The organism is Agaribacter flavus, from assembly GCF_042646125.1.
GTDB classification, from domain to species: Bacteria; Pseudomonadota; Gammaproteobacteria; order Enterobacterales; family Alteromonadaceae; genus Glaciecola; species Glaciecola flavus.
Genome location: NZ_JBHRSW010000047.1, coordinates 217,454 through 234,750, shown reverse-complemented (window position 1 = coordinate 234,750; position 17,297 = coordinate 217,454). Strand labels below are relative to the sequence as shown.

The 17,297-nt window shown below is 38.3% G+C and carries 17 protein-coding genes; 5 read left to right on the top strand and 12 right to left on the bottom strand.

Annotated features, from left to right (window positions below; all coding sequences use genetic code 11):
* Positions 1–231: 231 nt before the first annotated feature.
* The 5 genes from ACFOHL_RS16685 to ACFOHL_RS16665 all read right to left on the bottom strand — a co-directional run bounded on the left by ACFOHL_RS16685 (position 232) and on the right by ACFOHL_RS16665 (position 5,121).
* A complete protein-coding gene (locus tag ACFOHL_RS16685) occupies positions 232–1,623 on the bottom strand; it encodes an amidohydrolase family protein (protein ID WP_376921373.1) in 1,392 nt (463 codons plus the stop codon).
* A 79-nt stretch (positions 1,624–1,702) separates the two neighbouring features.
* Positions 1,703–2,725: a helix-turn-helix domain-containing protein gene (locus ACFOHL_RS16680; protein WP_376921372.1), complete on the bottom strand. Its 1,023-nt coding sequence runs from the start codon at positions 2,723–2,725 to the stop codon at positions 1,703–1,705.
* Between the two features lie 189 nt (positions 2,726–2,914).
* Positions 2,915–3,133 (bottom strand): ribbon-helix-helix protein, CopG family, encoded by a 219-nt coding sequence (locus ACFOHL_RS16675; RefSeq protein WP_376921371.1) that lies wholly within the window; start codon positions 3,131–3,133, stop codon positions 2,915–2,917.
* A 108-nt stretch (positions 3,134–3,241) separates the two neighbouring features.
* Positions 3,242–4,150: an acyl-CoA desaturase gene (locus tag ACFOHL_RS16670; protein WP_376921370.1), complete on the bottom strand. Its 909-nt coding sequence runs from the start codon at positions 4,148–4,150 to the stop codon at positions 3,242–3,244.
* Positions 4,151–4,164: 14 nt separating this feature from the next.
* Positions 4,165–5,121: a hypothetical protein gene (locus tag ACFOHL_RS16665; RefSeq protein ID WP_376921369.1), complete on the bottom strand. Its 957-nt coding sequence runs from the start codon at positions 5,119–5,121 to the stop codon at positions 4,165–4,167.
* A gap of 77 nt (positions 5,122–5,198) precedes the next feature.
* On the opposite strand from ACFOHL_RS16665, the gene ACFOHL_RS16660 reads away from it, so the two are divergent.
* Positions 5,199–5,525, top strand: coding sequence for a metalloregulator ArsR/SmtB family transcription factor (locus tag ACFOHL_RS16660; protein WP_376921368.1), 327 nt, complete (start codon positions 5,199–5,201; stop codon positions 5,523–5,525).
* Between the two features lie 167 nt (positions 5,526–5,692).
* On the opposite strand, the gene ACFOHL_RS16655 is transcribed toward ACFOHL_RS16660, so the two are convergent.
* From ACFOHL_RS16655 to ACFOHL_RS16635, 5 genes are read right to left on the bottom strand one after another with little or no spacing between them, the layout of a single operon-like run.
* Positions 5,693–7,285 carry a TnsD family Tn7-like transposition protein gene (locus ACFOHL_RS16655; protein WP_376921367.1) on the bottom strand — a complete coding sequence of 531 codons (1,593 nt, stop codon included), beginning with the start codon at positions 7,283–7,285 and terminating at the stop codon, positions 5,693–5,695.
* A 3-nt stretch (positions 7,286–7,288) separates the two neighbouring features.
* Positions 7,289–8,173: a TniQ family protein gene (locus ACFOHL_RS16650; protein WP_376921366.1), complete on the bottom strand. Its 885-nt coding sequence runs from the start codon at positions 8,171–8,173 to the stop codon at positions 7,289–7,291.
* Positions 8,170–9,666, bottom strand: coding sequence for an ATP-binding protein (locus tag ACFOHL_RS16645; protein WP_376921365.1), 1,497 nt, complete (start codon positions 9,664–9,666; stop codon positions 8,170–8,172). The genes ACFOHL_RS16650 and ACFOHL_RS16645 overlap by 4 nt, the downstream gene beginning before the upstream one ends.
* Positions 9,667–11,901, bottom strand: a complete 2,235-nt coding sequence (locus ACFOHL_RS16640; protein WP_376921364.1) for a hypothetical protein — start codon at positions 11,899–11,901, stop codon at positions 9,667–9,669. It lies immediately after the preceding gene.
* On the bottom strand, positions 11,894–12,706 hold the full coding sequence (locus ACFOHL_RS16635; protein WP_376921363.1) for a TnsA endonuclease N-terminal domain-containing protein: 813 nt from the start codon (positions 12,704–12,706) through the stop codon (positions 11,894–11,896). The genes ACFOHL_RS16640 and ACFOHL_RS16635 overlap by 8 nt, the downstream gene beginning before the upstream one ends.
* Positions 12,707–12,904: 198 nt before the next feature.
* Here ACFOHL_RS16635 and ACFOHL_RS16630 point away from each other — a divergent pair, with 198 nt between their 5' ends.
* Positions 12,905–13,489: a restriction endonuclease subunit S gene (locus tag ACFOHL_RS16630; protein WP_376921362.1), complete on the top strand. Its 585-nt coding sequence runs from the start codon at positions 12,905–12,907 to the stop codon at positions 13,487–13,489.
* Positions 13,486–14,835: an N-6 DNA methylase gene (locus ACFOHL_RS16625; protein ID WP_376921361.1), complete on the top strand. Its 1,350-nt coding sequence runs from the start codon at positions 13,486–13,488 to the stop codon at positions 14,833–14,835. Before ACFOHL_RS16630 ends, ACFOHL_RS16625 begins: the two co-directional genes overlap by 4 nt.
* A 268-nt stretch (positions 14,836–15,103) precedes the next feature.
* On the opposite strand, the gene ACFOHL_RS16620 is transcribed toward ACFOHL_RS16625, so the two are convergent.
* Together ACFOHL_RS16620 and ACFOHL_RS16615 are read right to left on the bottom strand one after the other, a co-directional pair.
* Positions 15,104–15,760 (bottom strand): hypothetical protein, encoded by a 657-nt coding sequence (locus tag ACFOHL_RS16620; RefSeq protein ID WP_376921360.1) that lies wholly within the window; start codon positions 15,758–15,760, stop codon positions 15,104–15,106.
* A 51-nt stretch (positions 15,761–15,811) separates the two neighbouring features.
* A complete protein-coding gene (locus ACFOHL_RS16615; protein WP_376921359.1) occupies positions 15,812–15,946 on the bottom strand; it encodes a hypothetical protein in 135 nt (44 codons plus the stop codon).
* Between the two features lie 186 nt (positions 15,947–16,132).
* On the opposite strand from ACFOHL_RS16615, the gene mads1 reads away from it, so the two are divergent.
* Positions 16,133–16,303 carry a methylation-associated defense system helix-turn-helix domain-containing protein MAD1 gene (gene mads1 / locus ACFOHL_RS16610; RefSeq protein WP_138582674.1) on the top strand — a complete coding sequence of 57 codons (171 nt, stop codon included), beginning with the start codon at positions 16,133–16,135 and terminating at the stop codon, positions 16,301–16,303.
* Between the two features lie 9 nt (positions 16,304–16,312).
* A complete protein-coding gene (locus ACFOHL_RS16605) occupies positions 16,313–17,233 on the top strand; it encodes a restriction endonuclease (RefSeq protein ID WP_376921358.1) in 921 nt (306 codons plus the stop codon).
* The last annotated feature ends 64 nt before the right edge of the window (positions 17,234–17,297 follow it).

Genomic DNA, 17,297 nt, shown 5'->3' with positions numbered 1-17,297 from the left:
AAATCATACTATCGTCAACTGCTTGGGCTACCACTATCAACAAATTTATTCTTAAAATGGGTGCGGCATTGGTTTGACGATAAGAGTTCGGGAAAACAAGGCATAATCGGACGTAAACTAGATGAAAGTGAAAAACTGGCTTTGATTGAGTATTTGAAGACTTTGTAGGGGGCTTCTGCTAGGTTCTAGTATTCTGAAATGAATAATAGAACCTAGATCATTTAAATGACCTCAATATGCTTCGATGAGCGTGCCCAGCTCACCCCAAAAACTGCGGTTTTCGATCGCCATGTTACGACGTTCCGTGAGTTGGCTGGCGTCAAACCACCTCCCCCTTTTTACTACTGCATCTGGGTTCACTAGCACATTCAAGTCTTCTAAAGGATTACCTCGCGAGTAGATAAAATCAGCGTTGTATCCTTCAGTCACTTGACCAATATGCCTATCCATGCCAAGCGCTTTGGCAGGGTTGACTGTTGCTGCTTCCAATACCTCAAAACGTGACAAACCAGCTTTCTCAAGTAGCTGCATCTCTTTATGTGTCGCTAAACCATGTGGCGACAATAACACCCCTGAGTCAGAGCCAACTAATAAAGGAATAGCGGCCTCATGTAATTTTTGGGTAATCGTAAGTAGAAAGGCCAATGTAGTTTGGTTGTGTTTGACCATAGCCTCGGAAGCTTTTAGCCAGCGAGCAACCTGATTTCTTTTGGCTTCGAGCGCAATAATACTTGAGGTATACTCTTCCGGAAGCGAATCAAGGTAAGCCTGTTTTTGGGCACTAATCATAGTAAGTTGATTAAAGATGTTTAGGGTGGGAGTAATGGGCACACCCGTTGCTTTCAGGTCATCGATGATGGGCGGAAGTAATGCTTCGTCCCGTTGGTAGTTTAAGGGTCCTTGATAGATATCTTCCGCATGTTCGAAAGATTGAAAACCGGCGAGCGTAGATATCGGCATATCGCCAGAAGCATGAGGCCCATGTTTGCCCAGAGGCATACCTAATTTGTGAGCTTCATCTACCAAGGCATTCAGCGCTTCCTGATTAAGATTGCCATACACTTTTATAAGATCGTAGCCAGCCTCGGCAAATTCATTGGCAGCTTCTCGGGCTTGGTCGGCGGTGTGCACTGTTCTATGCAGTGGCGCATCATCGTATCCCGAAACGATGGGGCTACTCACCGTCACTGTACTACCTATCATACGCCCATCAATCAGTGCTTCCCGCCATTCAAGATGAGCGGGTACTCCATTCATAATTCGCACATGAGTCACGCCGTGACTAAGCGCAATCGTAAAAGCGGCGGGTTCGTACATGTGTACGTGCATATCTATTAACCCTGGCGTGATATAGCCATTTCTGCCTTCGATGAGGGCGATATCGAGAGGTAGATGTTTGGGGTTATAGTCGCTTATCGCAATAATTTTCCTGTTTCTGACGTGTATGTTTTGATGAGGGATCACAAGCTTGTTTTTTACATCGATAATATTAACGTTTGTAACGACAAACTCATGACCAGTGTATATGGGTTTGCCATACGCGCGCTGCGTTAGCGCCAAAAGTAGTAGTGCCAATGCTAGCAAGGCGTGCTTTATTGTCGTTGTTGAAGTTGAAAAATTCATAAATAGCTCCGTAGTAATTACGGAGAGACTATCTACGGTTGTAACAAAAATCGTCCAATAGCAGGATAGTTCACGTCTATTATCGTGATCCTGTACTTAACTCGTGCTTGTACTGACTAGGTGTAATACCAACAATTTGCTTAAACACCTTATTAAACGAGGCTTTAGAACTAAATCCCGAGGCAAGGGCCAACTCGGTGAGGGTAAGTGATGCCCCCTGTTTTAATTGCTCACAAAAATATGCTACGCGGTATTGATTAATGTATTCATTGAACGAGACCTCGCCATGAAGATTGATCGCTCTTGAAATGTCTCGCGTTTGTAATCCGCTGAGTTCACTTAAATCACTCAGAGTCAGTCTCGGTGTTAAGTACCATTGCTTATCTTTAATCTGTGCATCGAGCGAAGCAAAAATACCTTCGAAACTCTCTGCTGAATCTGCACTTTCAATGCTGGCCTGATGGTATTTTTGTGCAGGCAATGGCTTTCTCTCAAGCAACTTTATGATGATTGCCATACAAGCAAGCAACCAAACCAAATTGTTTAACCCTTGACCAACAAGATTAAGTTGCTCAGGAATATAGGGTTGTAGATTGAGCCTTACTAAATCAATGCAGTTAAACAGTGCAAGTCCAATAATTATCCATACTAGCCAAGTCATTGAGTACTCATCTGCATCTGAACGTTCTTGGCTAATGGTTTGCTGAAACTGGGTTAACATGTGAACAGTCAAACCCGCATATAGTAGTCGCCACAACGTGCCTATCGCAATCACTTCTTGAGTAAAAGAGGTGAAAAGCAATACAGGCACAACCGGTACAAAATGCCACATTGCCTGCTTTGGTAATGACTTTTCTACGAATAACTTGATTGCTAAATACGATGCTGGACCAAACAGCATGATAAAGATTGGGCTGACTAGATAGATATCTCGAGTGATACCGGTCTCTTCAAGAATATTGATGACAGCAGCGAATAAGGTAAAAAAGAACAGTACCGCGATACCTTTATATTCGGGCTTATTCCAGAAGAGAAATCCACCGAGAATGGCAACCGTTGCCGTACCTGATTGAATAAGGTTGATAGCATTAAGAGGTTCCATACTCGACCAAAAATTACTCGTTTGTGAGGCACTTAGGATGGAGTATAAGATGAATTTACGCCACCGGCGAGTGGTGTGTTAGATTCGGTAACTGATGTTCACACCTTTGCATTGGAGTCAAATAGTAATTGAACGTTTGAGTCGTTCAAGGATCTTTGCCCTGATCGCTCTCGTAGATTTTTTGCGACATTACAAACCAACAACTCGACCAATGACTTGAACTTCATGACTATCCGGATTCTCACGAACAATTGCCAGAGAATTACCCTTCTCCTTTTCTTTTTCTGCCATAGACAGCAAAGCCATTGCTCGCCGAACAGCTTCTGATTTTGTAATTCCCTCTTTAGCTGCAATTTCAGTAAGTCGTTTATCGATATCAGCTGATAGACTCACAGTGAATTTTGACATTTAACCCCCTAGGTAAATTTTACGCATTAATGCCATAAATGTACGTCAATACTGTACTCCTAATACCAGCTAATCAACAGTATTTTGCAATCGACGCCTACGAATAAACTAAAAATAAGTCGAATCTCGTATACATTTTAACTCAGGCCTTTCAGGTAGGCGTTCTGGCAAAACAATATTCCACACTAAACCAAAGCGCGATAGTAATTTTAATACATTCCAACCTAAATCTATCTGTCCATCATGCAGTGCTAAGTTAGCCGAACCGAGGAATGCATGATGGTTGTTATGATAACTCTCCCCCATTGTAAGAATCGCAGCAAAGCGCACGTTGTGTCCTTGAACACAGGCACCATCAACATGCCAATCTCGATGACCTTCATTATGAGCATGATAGCCTATTAACCAATGCCCAAATATAGAGACTGAGACTCTAACAAATACTCCCCAAATTACCCATGATACTCCCCCCAGCATGAACAAAAGTATCGCAATCGGTAACTGTTGGAGCATCCACGTTTTTTCCATCAATTGATAGACTTTGTCATTGGCTACTTCAGGCTCAATTTGTATTTTTGGCGGACTTTTCAATTTAATATCGCAAAACAATTGCCAATAACAATCGACTAGCATCGGCTGTTGATGACCAAAATAGCTATGGCACTGTTCCTGCCTCTGTGCCCAATCACGAATATCATGAGTCCGAATCATACCGAAAGGGCCTGCAAGTCCAACGATAACTCCCAAATGAACAAACAAATACTCCATCCATATAGGGCATTCGTAACTTTTATGTATTAACCGCCTATGCATTCCAAGTGAATGCCCTAAACACAAAGAAATCGTTGTCGAAACAATAAATACAATAACGGCATTCCACGAAAATGTGAGCCAACCTCCGACTATTGCTACTAAGAATACGCCACCGACCCAAAGCAACTTTAATGGAGACATAATCACTTGACCATTACTAGCATTCGCTTGTTGCCCCAAAATAATTCTCTCGTTGCTATACATATATCAGCTCCACATTAGATAGAATCTGGTACGAACAACTCGGATAAGAGAAGCTCAGCCGTTTTACCAATTGCATATTCCTGCAACGGGCCGAAATACCAGACTGGGTCGAGAAATCGAGTATAATGTATCGTCAACGTTACCTTGGTCTGTTCGTTGTCACGTTCTTCAAAACGAATTTCCGTTCCCTTTAAATCCATGTAATTACTTATATAACTAGTATCCTCTAGAAATGTGGTCTTAATGTAATCTTCTGATACTTCAGTCAGCTCAAGTGACATTGCCCCAGAATGCGTGTTGGTTACAAACCAGCGGTGGTATACAAACTTTATATTATGAACATCTCCAGATAATAGGCTTCCAGCTTCAATATCGGTTGGCATTGGAAAAAGGCTAAGTAACCAGTTTCGATCAACATCAAGCTCCATTGGTTGCTTTAATTGAGCTTGAATAACTTCCGCAGGCGCGTCAATCACAATATCTCGGCTTACGGAGTATTCGCGGTCAAATTCGAATGAAGGCACAACCCCCTCTAACGCACTTACAACGATTAAAACAGGAAGAGCATGTGCGTATAAGGTATTCTTCTTTTTCTCATGTAGGCGTTGAACCATTGTATGAAAGAGATACATGAGAAAAAGGATAAAGAAGTAGATTGGCATGAAAATAACAACACAAACAAAACCCTCAAACAATATTATTGAGGTGCCGAGCATCACTATAAACGACCATTTCGAAGCATAAACGTAATAAGATCCGAGCGTGTCATGTTGTGGCTTCTTTAAAATAGCTAACAATGCAATAGCGACAAAAAATGGTATCCCTACATATAAAAGAGCTGAGGTTTCAAATTCATAAGAATAAAGCAGTCGGATAAATATAGACGTTACACCTATCAAAACGAAGATGAGTATGTTGCGTTTTCTCCGGCTTATTGAAGGCTCGCTTCCTAGCTTTTCCGATTCAGACATAGAGTTTTCCTTTTAGCTTAGCTATTATATTTTATGTCGAATTTAGTTAATTAGCTTTTTAGCTAAATATATAACTCATGAGTAACGTATTTCAAGCACTATCGTCATCCGTTAGACGAAAAATATTAGCTTACCTATCTGAGGCGAGTTTAACCGCTGGCGAAATAGCAGAAAGATTTGAGATGAGTAAGCCATCCCTATCTAAGCACTTAAACATTCTGGTGAACGCCAACTTAATTACTTCAGAAAAAAAAGGCCAATATGTCCACTACAGCTTGGTCAGAGAAAATTTGTTCGCAAGTATTAACGATTTTTTAGTGGACTTTTGCCCAGAAGGAAAGCCTCTTAAAATCGAAAGCAAAATGGTGGCTACAAAAAAATCTAATGATACACCGAACTCTTAATAATTCTGACTTGGAGAGTGTTTGCGATATTTGTTTCTAGTCATTTCTAGCTGCTCAGAATCTAAAGAGATACAAATAACACCAATTAGCCCAGCAAATCAACGGTTAAAAAATGAACAAATTTATAATTAAAACAGAGACTCAAATGTTATTGAAAAATAAAGATTTTATTTATCAATAATCTTTCCTGAATTTACTAACAATTGGCGAGTTTTAGGTAACTTATCAATGGATCTAAGAATATAGCTATGGTCATTCACCAATCTTCCAATCGCGGATAAAGATAATAATTCAATATCTTCAATCTTTGAAATAGCGTTAAATAAGCGGCTATCTTCTTTTTCCCAATCTTTGTAATATCTTTTTGGCTTAAGGGGCTTCGGAAGAATTTTTTCAATAAGTGATTTATCATGGTTATAGAGAATAAAGTAGTCAGCTTCAGCCAGCTTTCGAATTTGGGTTCGATTCAAACCCGGTGACTTCTTACAAATGGCCTCTAAACGTTGACTCGCTGCTAATATTCTTTTTTGTACTCTCAGGTGCTTTCGCCACTTACTCATGTTGGGTTCGTTGCATATGACCTGCTCAACATATCCAATGCCAACTTGAAGTTGATTAGCTATTTCATCACAAGATATACCGTACATTGCTTTTATTAGTACCGTCCTGCGTATGTCATCAGAGTATTTTAAAGAATTTGATTTATGTGGAATCCTATTTAGTTCTGCAATTCTTCTGACGTAGCATCGACTGCGCCCGGTTAACTTTTCTACTTCATTCAAGCTTTTTCCATTTTTCAACAATGTTAAAACTTGATCGATCTTTGAGTCGTCTACAGCCTTAGTATTTACGTTGCTAATAATTTTTTTTCGCTTAAACAGTAATGACACATCGTTATTAGTAAGAAATGCAGCTAATAGAATGTGTTTTAAAGGATGGGCTGGCGAGTTGGTCTTGTCTCGAAGAATTGGGCCGATAAATGCAAAGTTATTAAGTACAGCAGGCACACCTTGTTCTGAAAACTTCAAACCTTTCCAGTAGTTCGAAGCTAATTTTAATATTTCAGAAATCTTCAGGTTTTTACCATTTTTGCTGATTAATCCTTGTTGATGAAGTAGCTGACGATATGCTTCAAGAAAGTTGGCGTTCTTGGTTTGCAATGTCGTCATTAATTCTGCCGAGAATGAAGCAAATTTGATTTGATACTGATTAGCTGAAGAAGAATGCTTTACTTCAAAGTTAGGTAGAAATAGTGCTCTGTCTCTTTGTCCTTCTCCCATTGCAGTTGCATGTAGCAAGCAAGAATGCCTGTAACAAGCTTCTGTGCCGGGGATCTGATGATTTACATGCCAATAGGTAAAGCCATACTTGTCTAAATCTTCTACTACACACTGTGGGCAATACTTGAGGCCGTAAAACGTTGAAAAGCGACTGTGGCCTATTGCCGTGCTAGAAATAACTTTATCTTCTGTGTTCCTCCTCATAGTATCTAATATAGATCGGGCTGTTAATGGGTGCGCAAACCTGACAAGCGGATATATTGTTTTATGCGTAATAACTTCTAAAGGGTTTAGTCCGAAAAAGTCTGAAAAGTTGTTAAGTAAGCCGGGTAGAAAGGGGTGAATCCTTTTTTTAGGGTTACTAAAGATTTGTTTTAATACTATCGGTGCACGAAATCCTCCTATATATGCATAACGAGCAATAGTACTGAATGGCACCTCATCATTCGGTATTTCTAAATGAAAAGGTGCCTGCTTCATTGATTATATTTCCAATGAAATTTTATCTTTAAGCCAAAAAAGAATTATTAACCAGTAAACAGGGTGCTTAACCTTTTCATATACGGAGTAACCTAAAGTACTCCAGAGTACAGACGGTGGCCGTTTAAATTCTTGAGAATAAAATAGAAATAGATATTTAAGTAGTTCGAGTGGGACCTCTTTATCCATTTTCTCCTGAATATTTACCACAGTCGGCTTATCCTTTTGCGTAAACTGCTTGGATATTCCTAAATAGCTAGAAGCTCTTTCACGTAGGACTTCCCCTAATGCTGGGTTAGTGTTTAGTCGGTCAAATATTGTCAGAATAAAATGACTCCATTCGATCATTAACCTTTCATTATTAAACTCTGGCGTTAATACATCATACAGTTGCGGTAATGAAGCTGTCCGTAAATCCCTTAAATTAACCCTATCTGTTAGTAAAGGTGTTAAGTGTTTATAACAATGGCTAATACTTGGCAACTGATGTTTAGCGTGCCAAATGCTATGACCGTGTTGGTTTATATCTTCACATATACATTCAGGGCAATATTTCCATGAGCTATGAAAAGCAAATTTGTTTGGCTCTGAACCACTTGGAACTAATTTAGAGTTACATTGCTTCCATTCAAGAACCTTTTCTGTTTGTAAGGATAATGACCAAAGCGCAAATACAGTATGGTTTTCAAAGGCATCGTTGAGATTTGGAAGTAAATTTAAACCGTCTCGAAATGCTTCATTATGGTTGCAGCTCTTTAAAGGATTATCTGATATTCCCAAGTTGCGTGCTGTATGTTTGAATTTCAAATTTCCACCAAGCAGATGCACACGAGATATCCAGCCGAGTAAATGTTCATTTGACTCAATTGGGCAGTGAAATGGCATCATGACTTCACCTCACTACACTCGCCTTCAATCACATCATTGCTTTCGATATGAAACAGTTCCAGTTTTGATTTTGCATTGGCAAGTAGCGACTTCTCTTTCTCATTAAGAACATAGCCATTATCTAGCTCCTTAACTATTTTTCTAACAGCAGCAGCCGCTTTCTTAGTCAGTCTTTTTGAGTCAAGTAGTTGCTTTAGATCTTGAATAATTATGAGCTTTTTAGGTGAACGTTCTTTTTCAGAAACCGACATTAAATCTTTATATACATCCAAGTCACCATCTTTAATTGCCAATACAGCTTGTTTTACTAATTGTGAACCTTTGTTAAATGCTCGTCTTAGCTGACTAATATTTATGATCTCTAACCCATCTTTATTGGGCTTTTCAATTGCCATAATATGAGCTTGAACGAATAGAAACGTTAGTATTGACGGGATGCCTTCCGTTAGCTCATATACCTCGTCAAATAATGCTGGGTCTAAAATTTTAGTTTTTTTATCTTCTACTGTTGATATCTCAGAAGGCGAATTTACATATTGGTGCTTCCAGAGTTTGGTAACTAATAATTTCCAGTTTGCATCATCTTTTTTAAATCTGTCTCTATGGATATCCCCACCAGAAGTTAAGCGTCTTGTGGCCGTAAATGTCTCACTCAGTACTTCGGTGCTATTAGGAGTACCAACCAGTACCAATGCAACTCCTAAATCGTCACAAAGGCTACTAAAAAAATTAAGAAAAACTTCATCACCACCGGATTTAGCAACACATAAGTTCTGCAATTCATCAACGATTAACATACCTAATTTATATGTCGAAACGATTGTGCGAAACAATGCTTCATATTTACCAACGGATATACCTGAATTGTCCTCTGCATAAGTAGTACCTAGGCACTTGTCTACCTCCTCCAAAAATAATTGCGAGAAATTTTTCCTAGCTGCATCTGATGGGATTTTAATCTTTATCCAAATCAACTGTGCTTGCTGATAAGATTCACCATTAAATTCTGTATGGTAAATTACTTGCGGGAAACACTGTGCAACTCTTGTTACTAGTGTTGATTTGCCAAGCCCACTTGGTCCGGTATACACAAAGCTCTCACCAGATGTTTTTTTCCAGCTACGATCCATTATTTGTTTGTGTATCGCTAATGAATATTGGTTTACCTTGATAGCTTTTTTAACAGGGTTCCTGTCTATGTATGAATTGAATAGCATTCTTTCCATCACAGAATACAACTCATAAAAGTGGGTTGTAGGAATAACTAACCTAAATAATTCACAAGCCTTCTTTATCCGATCACTTCCTAATTTTGATCTAAATGATTCATCAAAATGAGGTAGATATGAAACAAGCGATACAAAATCTTTTTTTGATAACTTTACAAATAAAGCTGAAGCTAGTGGGTTATCCCTATACTCTTCAGGAATATCATCGTTATAGATGGCTGGCACTCTTAATATGTCATCATTAAATTGCTCTAAAAAATCCATTTACAGTTCCTCCATAAGTGACAGTAGCTCATCATCAATGTCATCATCTGAATCGTCACCGTAAGGTGCTCCAATTCTAGACGAATCGCCATGATTATCATTCGATGCAGGTGGTACACCATGCTCCTGATTTAAAGCACCTTCAAATCGTTCTCTTTCAGTTTTATCGGCTTCTTCAATTAGTGGTGCAGACGCTTCTGACTTACTAGGCACTGTACTTTGAGGTTGAATATTTTCTGATTCCTTAGCTTTTTTTGCTTTTCCCACAACACCTTGAACACTATTAGAAAAATCGTGTTCATTCTTTATGTGCTCACCTTCAAAAATATCTTTTTGAATCTTTAGCTCATCTTTCCATTCATTAAACTCTGAAACAGACATCTTCCCGCATTCTTGCTGATGCGTTCTGGTTAGCAGTCCAACATAAAACTCACCTTTAAACTCGATCAATATTTTACTTAGACCTGAGCGTATATACCTACAAGGTAAAGTCTTGTGAGTTTGACTATTTGGCATTTTGGGTTTGTCTTGATATTTTTGAAGTCGTATTTCTTCGCAGTAATAATTAGTCCCTATTTCCTGAAGATGGAAATGTGTCTTATGTACTGTAAGTGTCCCAACTTCTAAAAGGCTCAAATATAGTTGTCTGTCACTTTTTTCTTGTAGGTAATAGTTGCGATTTTTTAACCCCCAATCCCAATATTCACGGCAAACTCTGTTAACGCTAGCTTTAAGAGCAGATTCTTCGATAGGAAAATCGTCCTTCCAAATGTGATTGTTATGATAAATGGCATAGATTATTAAAATTTGTTGCATTTCAAATAGCGTTAAACAAGAAGCTCTCATTGGTAGATTTCTATTTCTACCAATCAAATCTTTATATCTAAATCCCGGTATTTTTTCATTTTTAGCCATTGCATGAATCATGTTAAATGATGATTCAGATAAACCTTTATCATCACCTCTGTATGCCCTTGAATAACAAACTTCTAGCCCTAAATCTTTACCTACCGAAGCGCTAATCTTATTTTGAAACTCCTCATTGTCTACTAACAAAACTCTAGGCATGCCATATTCAGCCCAGTCACCGTCAGTAAGGTTAAGGCCATATTCTTTAGCAAATTCAACTTTGTTTCGAATAGCGTGAAATAATGCTAGCCTAGCTTCTTTCCATGAAGCTTTTCCATAGGCTAGGTAGATGCCACAAATAGAACGGGAAAAAGCATCTCGTACTACATATAAAGTCGCCCTTGATATTCTAGCTTGGCGGCTAGCAGGAGAAACCAACTCAACATCGATTTCAGTTGAGTCCATCATCCATATATCGCCCGGCCCATCTGCTTCAAATTCGGAGTGTCCAGCACGGCCAGCATTGTTTGCTTCATAAACAACTTTCTGACCTCGCATCGCATGTACTTCTTTCATAGATGGACAATCAAGCAGTTTAGGCATCCAATCTCTAAATTGATTAATACTTACACGGTCGGTTAGCGGTAATAGGGTTGGCTCAGTTTCGGTGCCGTCCGGTGCAGTACTTCCTTTCTGTATGTAATAATGTTCTTTAATAAGATTTGAGAAACTTTTCTTTAATGACAAGCCATTCCCAACAAAATCACGCTTCGCGATTTTTTTCATTACTGCTATGTCATTTGTATCAACATTTTTTCCTATAATACCGACCTTAGCTGTTTTTCTTGGCCTACCTCTTTTTTTGGTTCCTGATGCAGGTGGTGTGCAGTGGCGACCTCTTGAGGTGATGAGAGAGTTTTTCAATCTACCACCTCTAAAGAAAGTATTAAGGTAACGCTGTACACAGGTTTTGGTTGTATTAAATTGTTTCGCAACAATTCTAATAGGGCTTTTTCCACGTGCTGGGTAAAATAGTTCGTCCTTATAAGTTAAGAGAGCCTCCACAATTTCAAAACGCCTGTCTCTTTCAACAATTGACGGTAAAAGTTCTCCTTTCCGGTCATAATTTAGCTCTTCGGGGACTTCTTTAAATGCTTCTAGCTTTATCTTGCCTAAGATTATTTTCCCGGTCTTAATTTCCTCACAAAGGCTGCTTAGCTTATACTTTTGCGGTTTTCTATCTGGATTTTTAGTAGCATGGTTGCCTGAAGTGAAATATGGCAATAAAAAAACACAATCGCGTTTAGGGAAGATCTCCGCTACGCACATCGTTTCTTCCAATGCAGTTGAATCATCTGGTATTAATAGCGAGTTTAAATTAAACATTGCGTTCTACTCCCATAAAGAAAGGGGTAGAATCGGGTCTAAGGGGGAGTGATTGATCAGATGTTATATCTTTAACCCAGAAGCCATGTTGCATTAAAGTAAATGATTTAACGTAGCTAATTTTATATTTATCAGCCAACTCACTAATTGTGACATTTAGCTCTTCATAGTTATTCTTTTTAATTTTTTTGAAAAATGAACTTAACCATTTCGCATAAATAGCTTGTAACTCAACTGTTAATACAGCCCCTCTAACACATCGGATAATATTCCTAATTTTTTCAGTTCTAACATCTTCGTCAGTTGTTACTTTAAACTCATACCCCATTGATTTTGCTAATGCTTCTTCGAGTATGAGTTTCTCTTTAGTTCGCTTATCTTCTAGTAAAGCTTTTGGCTTGACACTTATTACACGTTTTTTGCCACCTATTAAGGTAACTAAAAAATCCCACGTGACAATTGAATCCACAGCAGTTCCAAAATAGCGGGGATGTTTAATATCCAGTTCTTCAGCGAAAGCTCTAGATTTTTCTATATCTGTAACTGGATATTGCTCTTTTATATCGATGACTTCTGAATCATGCAGTAATTCAGTTAAAGTCAATGTCTCGTTAAATGACATTGTGTGGTAAAAACGCTTGTTTTCATAAACACATGGAACTCTTGACCTAAAACCATGAGAACTGACATCCTGAGTTCTTAAAAAAGCTTCGTAATTTCCTGCGTTTTCATTTTTCTTAAATTGTTCGACCCAACTATCTCTTAAAGAATCTGTAATACCGATTCGTGTCTTTCCCATACTCATAAATGTATGCCTTGTAATTTTTTGTAAATGTTTACTCTTTCATGGACATCTACCTGCTCTTTCACACCTCCCACTCCTATAGTGGGCTAATGGATAAATTGAATTTTTGATCGGATATTTGAAATTGTCAATATTTTAATCCCACTTTTATAGTGGGTTGTGCTATCTTGAGTGAATTATGTGGAGGAGCAGGTATCAATGAAACTTGGTGAAATTGCAGATATAAGAAGCGGCAGAACTTTTAAAAACGGGATTCCTGAGTCTGATGCTCCCTCTCATTCAGTTATACAGTTGCGTGATTTTGATAAAGATGAAGATCAAAGACCGATAAAATGGGAGCAGCTAAACAAAACCGATCTGTCTAATAGTAAAGTTGATAGCTCTCTTCAAGTCGATGATATTTTGATCGTTGCAAAAGGGCCTATAAAAAAAGCGATATATTTAAGCTCTGTTCCTAAAAACATTGTTGCTAACCAGCATTTTTTTATTATTAATGCCAAAGCTGACAGCACATTCTCACAGCAATTTTTAGCATACTACCTCAACAGCTCTGAAGCACAGCGTTGGATGCTTGATAATAGTGGTGGTAGCTATCAAAGCACATTAAGTAAAAAAATATTGTCAGAACTCCCAATTCCTAACATCAGTGAGAGTAAGCAGAAGCTGATTGTTGAAGCAGCGGATAGCGTTAGAACTGAGATACAACTACATCAATTATTAATCAAAAGCAGGCAGCAAGAAATGGATGCTGTTTTTGGTAATCTTTGGAAAACCCTAGCATGATCGACTCAGAAGTTTTAGTAAGAGATATTGTACAAGCCTACAATCATAGTGGTTTCAAAAATGACACAATTAAGGAGCGGAATTTTTTTCTATCATTTTTGACCATATGTTTTATCAATCATGTACAAAAAGGTCATTATCGTGAGCAAGTAGAGCTACTTTTTAACATAGTAGATAGTGATGACCTTAAAGCTGTTCTTGAGGCCGATTTTCTTACGATATTGCATTCATCATTGTTTCATGAAGTTGTGAACGAAGCTCTAACTTTACCTGACCTTACTCCTTTTTTTGAGATGACTGATAAGCTTTCGTTTTTGTTAGAGTCAGATGTGTTTGCCAACTGTAATACACTTGATTTAACAGTTATTTATGACCGCGTATTACAACGTCTTCAAATGATGAACGCTGAAGACAGGTTATCTAAAGCCTTCAATTACCAAGAACCACCGTTTGATTTTTCAGAATTAGTTTCTTTACTAGCAAACAAAACTGAGCCGCATCATGCATACGACCCATTCGCTATCAGTGGCGAATCTTCGGTTTCATATGTGCTTCACAATAAAGATATTGAGATCACTACGGAATCAGTAACGCAAACTAGTAAATATATTCATCAGAAGCTACTGATTGCTGGAGCTGCAAATATTGAAACTAAAGCATCGTATGCACTTTCGCCTGTAGCAAATGTAACTCAAGAAAGCTTTGATGTTGCCTATACCCTGTTTCAGCCGACCGAAACAGAAGGTGTTAGAGATCATGAGATTAAGGAAAGGTATAAAAAGGAATTCTTGGATAAACGTGTTGATTCAAACACTATTTTTGATAAATATCGCGAACATGGCTTTATCCAACATATTCTTTGGTCACTTAAGAAGGATGGTATTGGTTTTGTCATTCTAGGAAAAGGGCCTCTGCATCGCCAGTCAGAAAACGAAGCCAGAAACCTATTGCTGGAGCGAAACTATGTTGATGCGGTAATTCAGCTACCACCTAAATTAGTAACATCAAGAACCGTTCCTTTGTATATTCTTATACTTAAAAAAAACAGGGACAACAACACCAAAATAAAATTTATTGATGCCAGTTCGTTTGGTCAATTTGATGGTAAGTGCAATAAGCTCGTTAACCTGCAACAACTAGCTGACATCTATCACTCAAAAAGTTCAGATACCAGTACTTACACAGAAGTTGATGTTAGTGAAATTGATCGTAATTCAGCACTACTGACTGTTTCGAGCTATATTTCAAGTGAAGAAGCAACTTATGATCAAATTGATACTGACATAATTCGGCAAGAGTTAGCTAAACAGCAAAAACTAACGGACCACTTACTGTCGAAATTATAAAAACAAAAAGCCAGCGGTCGATAATTGACGGCTGGCTTTTTTACCCACCCTATCCCTTTATTACATGTTATGTTTCGGCTGATCAGCAGTGCCTTTGGCCTAGCTTCTTTCAAAGCAATAACAATGTACTCCTAATATTGTTTGAATAGCACTATGGTAGCGAACTGGCTAGTCATAGGACTTACCCAAATGGATGCTTCAAACATTGTGGTTTCCCACATATTTTGGCTTTAAGGTGCCAAGCCCTTTCTTTGGGTTCTTTAATACCTTACCAAACGGCAGGATATTCAACAATTCCATCAATGTGAAATCCGTGATTTAGCAATGATTGACGTAAAATGAAAGGTAACGTGTTTGCGTCACTGGGGTATTCCGCTAACGTTTTTTCTGCATATTTATCAATTACAAGAAGGAGTTCTGCAAGCTCATATTGCTCAGAGACAATTGCGCCCCAAATGGCATCTTCTACCGTTGACTCAAGCTCTGCATTGCTATGTTGAAACGTTAACCGACTTTGATAAACAACTCTGAATTTGTTGTTACCTTGGTGATGAATAGTAAGTTTAAGTTGAGGGATTTTCTTTTCTAATTTATGACTCACTCTTCTCGCGTCATAGAAGGCTTGGTTCAAAATAACTTTGCCTTCAACCTTGTGGAATACTTTGGTCTTGCTCTCAGAATCAATATTCCAATAAACCTTAAAGGAATTCCGTCTTAGCTTATGACCATATTGCTCTAGCAAAGGCTTAAGTTGCTGCTCTGTTCCTTGATCTATACCTTTGTACCAGTTACTAACAATAGATTGATGGGTTCGACACGCTTTAGCAATTTCTGTTTGAGTCCATCCATCATTAATTGCCAATCTAACGAGTTGTTTCGTTTGTTTGAATTTTCGTTTTTTCTTTTTATTGTTAGTTGTTTCCATACTTATCCTTAAAAGGTGGCAGGTAATGTCAGCCTGCCACTTTATATCCCATTATTTTTTTTGGTTGGGATTCATTTGCTTACCACGATTACCGTGTACCTTAGCATATGCTTGGTTAGTACCAGAAGTGCCTTTGTTAGCGTTACCTTGGTTTGCTTTGTGGTTGTTTTGTTGATTAGACATCATGTTCCCCTGTTTGTGTGATTGCCTAAATCAATCTTATGTAATCGAGGGAAAATAAAAATTGATAGTTTGATGATAAAGCGTGATATCTCATGATAATTAACAGATTAGAACAATTTGATAAGCCAATTTCTTGTTATTTCCTCAATTTTCTCATATTGTAACTAAGTTCATTATTGAGATAGTCCAATGACAGACGAAATACTTACTATTCAAGAGGTTGCTACATACCTCAAGTTGAATGAAAAAACGGCTTATCGCCTAGCAAGCGAAGGTAAACTGCCCGGCTTCAAAGTGGGTGGCTCATGGCGCTTTAAGCGTGTTGACCTAGAAAAGTGGATTGAAGAACAAAAACAATAAGGATATTGCGTGATACCCAATTACCAACAATTTATGCGTCCATTTTTACAAATTGCTAACGATGCACATGGCAATGAAGTAAAGCTACGTGATGTTATTAATCAACTAGCAGATCAATTTGGCTTAACAGATGAAGAAAGGTCTGAAACTTTGCCTAGTGGTCGCCAAAGTATTCTAGATAACCGAGTTGGTTGGGCACGTACTTATTTAACAAAAGCGGGATTGTTAGAAGCTACTCGCAGAGCACACTTTGTTATTACCCCTCGTGGTAAAGAAGCTTTGTCCGAAAACGTGGATATTAATAACCAAAACCTGAAAAAATTTGACGAATTCATCGCTTTCAAACAAAAAAGCAATGATGAAGCTGGCAGCGAAGTTGAGTCTGGTATCACTGAGCAAGAAGATGTTTCAACACCCGATGAAATCTTGAGGTCCGCATATAAAAAAGTTAATGAAGCACTCGCTCAAGAGATTCTTGAACGTACCCGCAAAGTAACCCCTGATTTTTTTGAAGATTTACTCATCGAATTACTAATCGCTATGGGGTATGGAGGTGCTGGTGAAGGTGCAGCTCATGCGCTAGGTAAATCAGGAGACAATGGTGTTGATGGCGTTATTGACCAAGATCCATTAGGTGTCGATCAAATATATATTCAAGCTAAGCGTTATGCCGAAGGCAATAACGTTGGTGCTGGTGATATCAGAGACTTTTTTGGAGCACTAAACCTTAAGCGTGCGCAAAAAGGTATTTTTATTACAACCTCGGATTTCACATCATCAGTACAAGACACAGCAAATAACCTCGGTACTCGAATCGTCTTAATTAATGGTAAAGAGCTAGCCAAACTCATGCTGCGCTACAACATTGGTAGTCGAGATGAAGATGTATTGCATATCAAAAAGTTAGATGAAGACTTTTTTGAAATTTAAATAAGTAACAAAGAATTTAAAAGAGTGGTGGTATTCCAGCACAGCTCACTTATAGAGAATTATT

Bases quoted from the DNA above. Each gene is read 5' to 3' on its own strand.
- ACFOHL_RS16685 (WP_376921373.1), bottom strand. From the start codon at position 1,623: ATGAATTTTTCAACTTCAACAACGACAATAAAGCACGCCTTGCTAGCA.
- ACFOHL_RS16680 (WP_376921372.1), bottom strand. From the start codon at position 2,725: ATGGAACCTCTTAATGCTATCAACCTTATTCAATCAGGTACGGCAACG.
- ACFOHL_RS16675 (WP_376921371.1), bottom strand. From the start codon at position 3,133: ATGTCAAAATTCACTGTGAGTCTATCAGCTGATATCGATAAACGACTT.
- ACFOHL_RS16670 (WP_376921370.1), bottom strand. From the start codon at position 4,150: ATGTATAGCAACGAGAGAATTATTTTGGGGCAACAAGCGAATGCTAGT.
- ACFOHL_RS16665 (WP_376921369.1), bottom strand. From the start codon at position 5,121: ATGTCTGAATCGGAAAAGCTAGGAAGCGAGCCTTCAATAAGCCGGAGA.
- ACFOHL_RS16660 (WP_376921368.1), top strand. From the start codon at position 5,199: ATGAGTAACGTATTTCAAGCACTATCGTCATCCGTTAGACGAAAAATA.
- ACFOHL_RS16655 (WP_376921367.1), bottom strand. From the start codon at position 7,285: ATGAAGCAGGCACCTTTTCATTTAGAAATACCGAATGATGAGGTGCCA.
- ACFOHL_RS16650 (WP_376921366.1), bottom strand. From the start codon at position 8,173: ATGATGCCATTTCACTGCCCAATTGAGTCAAATGAACATTTACTCGGC.
- ACFOHL_RS16645 (WP_376921365.1), bottom strand. From the start codon at position 9,666: ATGGATTTTTTAGAGCAATTTAATGATGACATATTAAGAGTGCCAGCC.
- ACFOHL_RS16640 (WP_376921364.1), bottom strand. From the start codon at position 11,901: ATGTTTAATTTAAACTCGCTATTAATACCAGATGATTCAACTGCATTG.
- ACFOHL_RS16635 (WP_376921363.1), bottom strand. From the start codon at position 12,706: ATGAGTATGGGAAAGACACGAATCGGTATTACAGATTCTTTAAGAGAT.
- ACFOHL_RS16630 (WP_376921362.1), top strand. From the start codon at position 12,905: ATGAAACTTGGTGAAATTGCAGATATAAGAAGCGGCAGAACTTTTAAA.
- ACFOHL_RS16625 (WP_376921361.1), top strand. From the start codon at position 13,486: ATGATCGACTCAGAAGTTTTAGTAAGAGATATTGTACAAGCCTACAAT.
- ACFOHL_RS16620 (WP_376921360.1), bottom strand. From the start codon at position 15,760: ATGGAAACAACTAACAATAAAAAGAAAAAACGAAAATTCAAACAAACG.
- ACFOHL_RS16615 (WP_376921359.1), bottom strand. From the start codon at position 15,946: ATGATGTCTAATCAACAAAACAACCACAAAGCAAACCAAGGTAACGCT.
- mads1 (WP_138582674.1), top strand. From the start codon at position 16,133: ATGACAGACGAAATACTTACTATTCAAGAGGTTGCTACATACCTCAAG.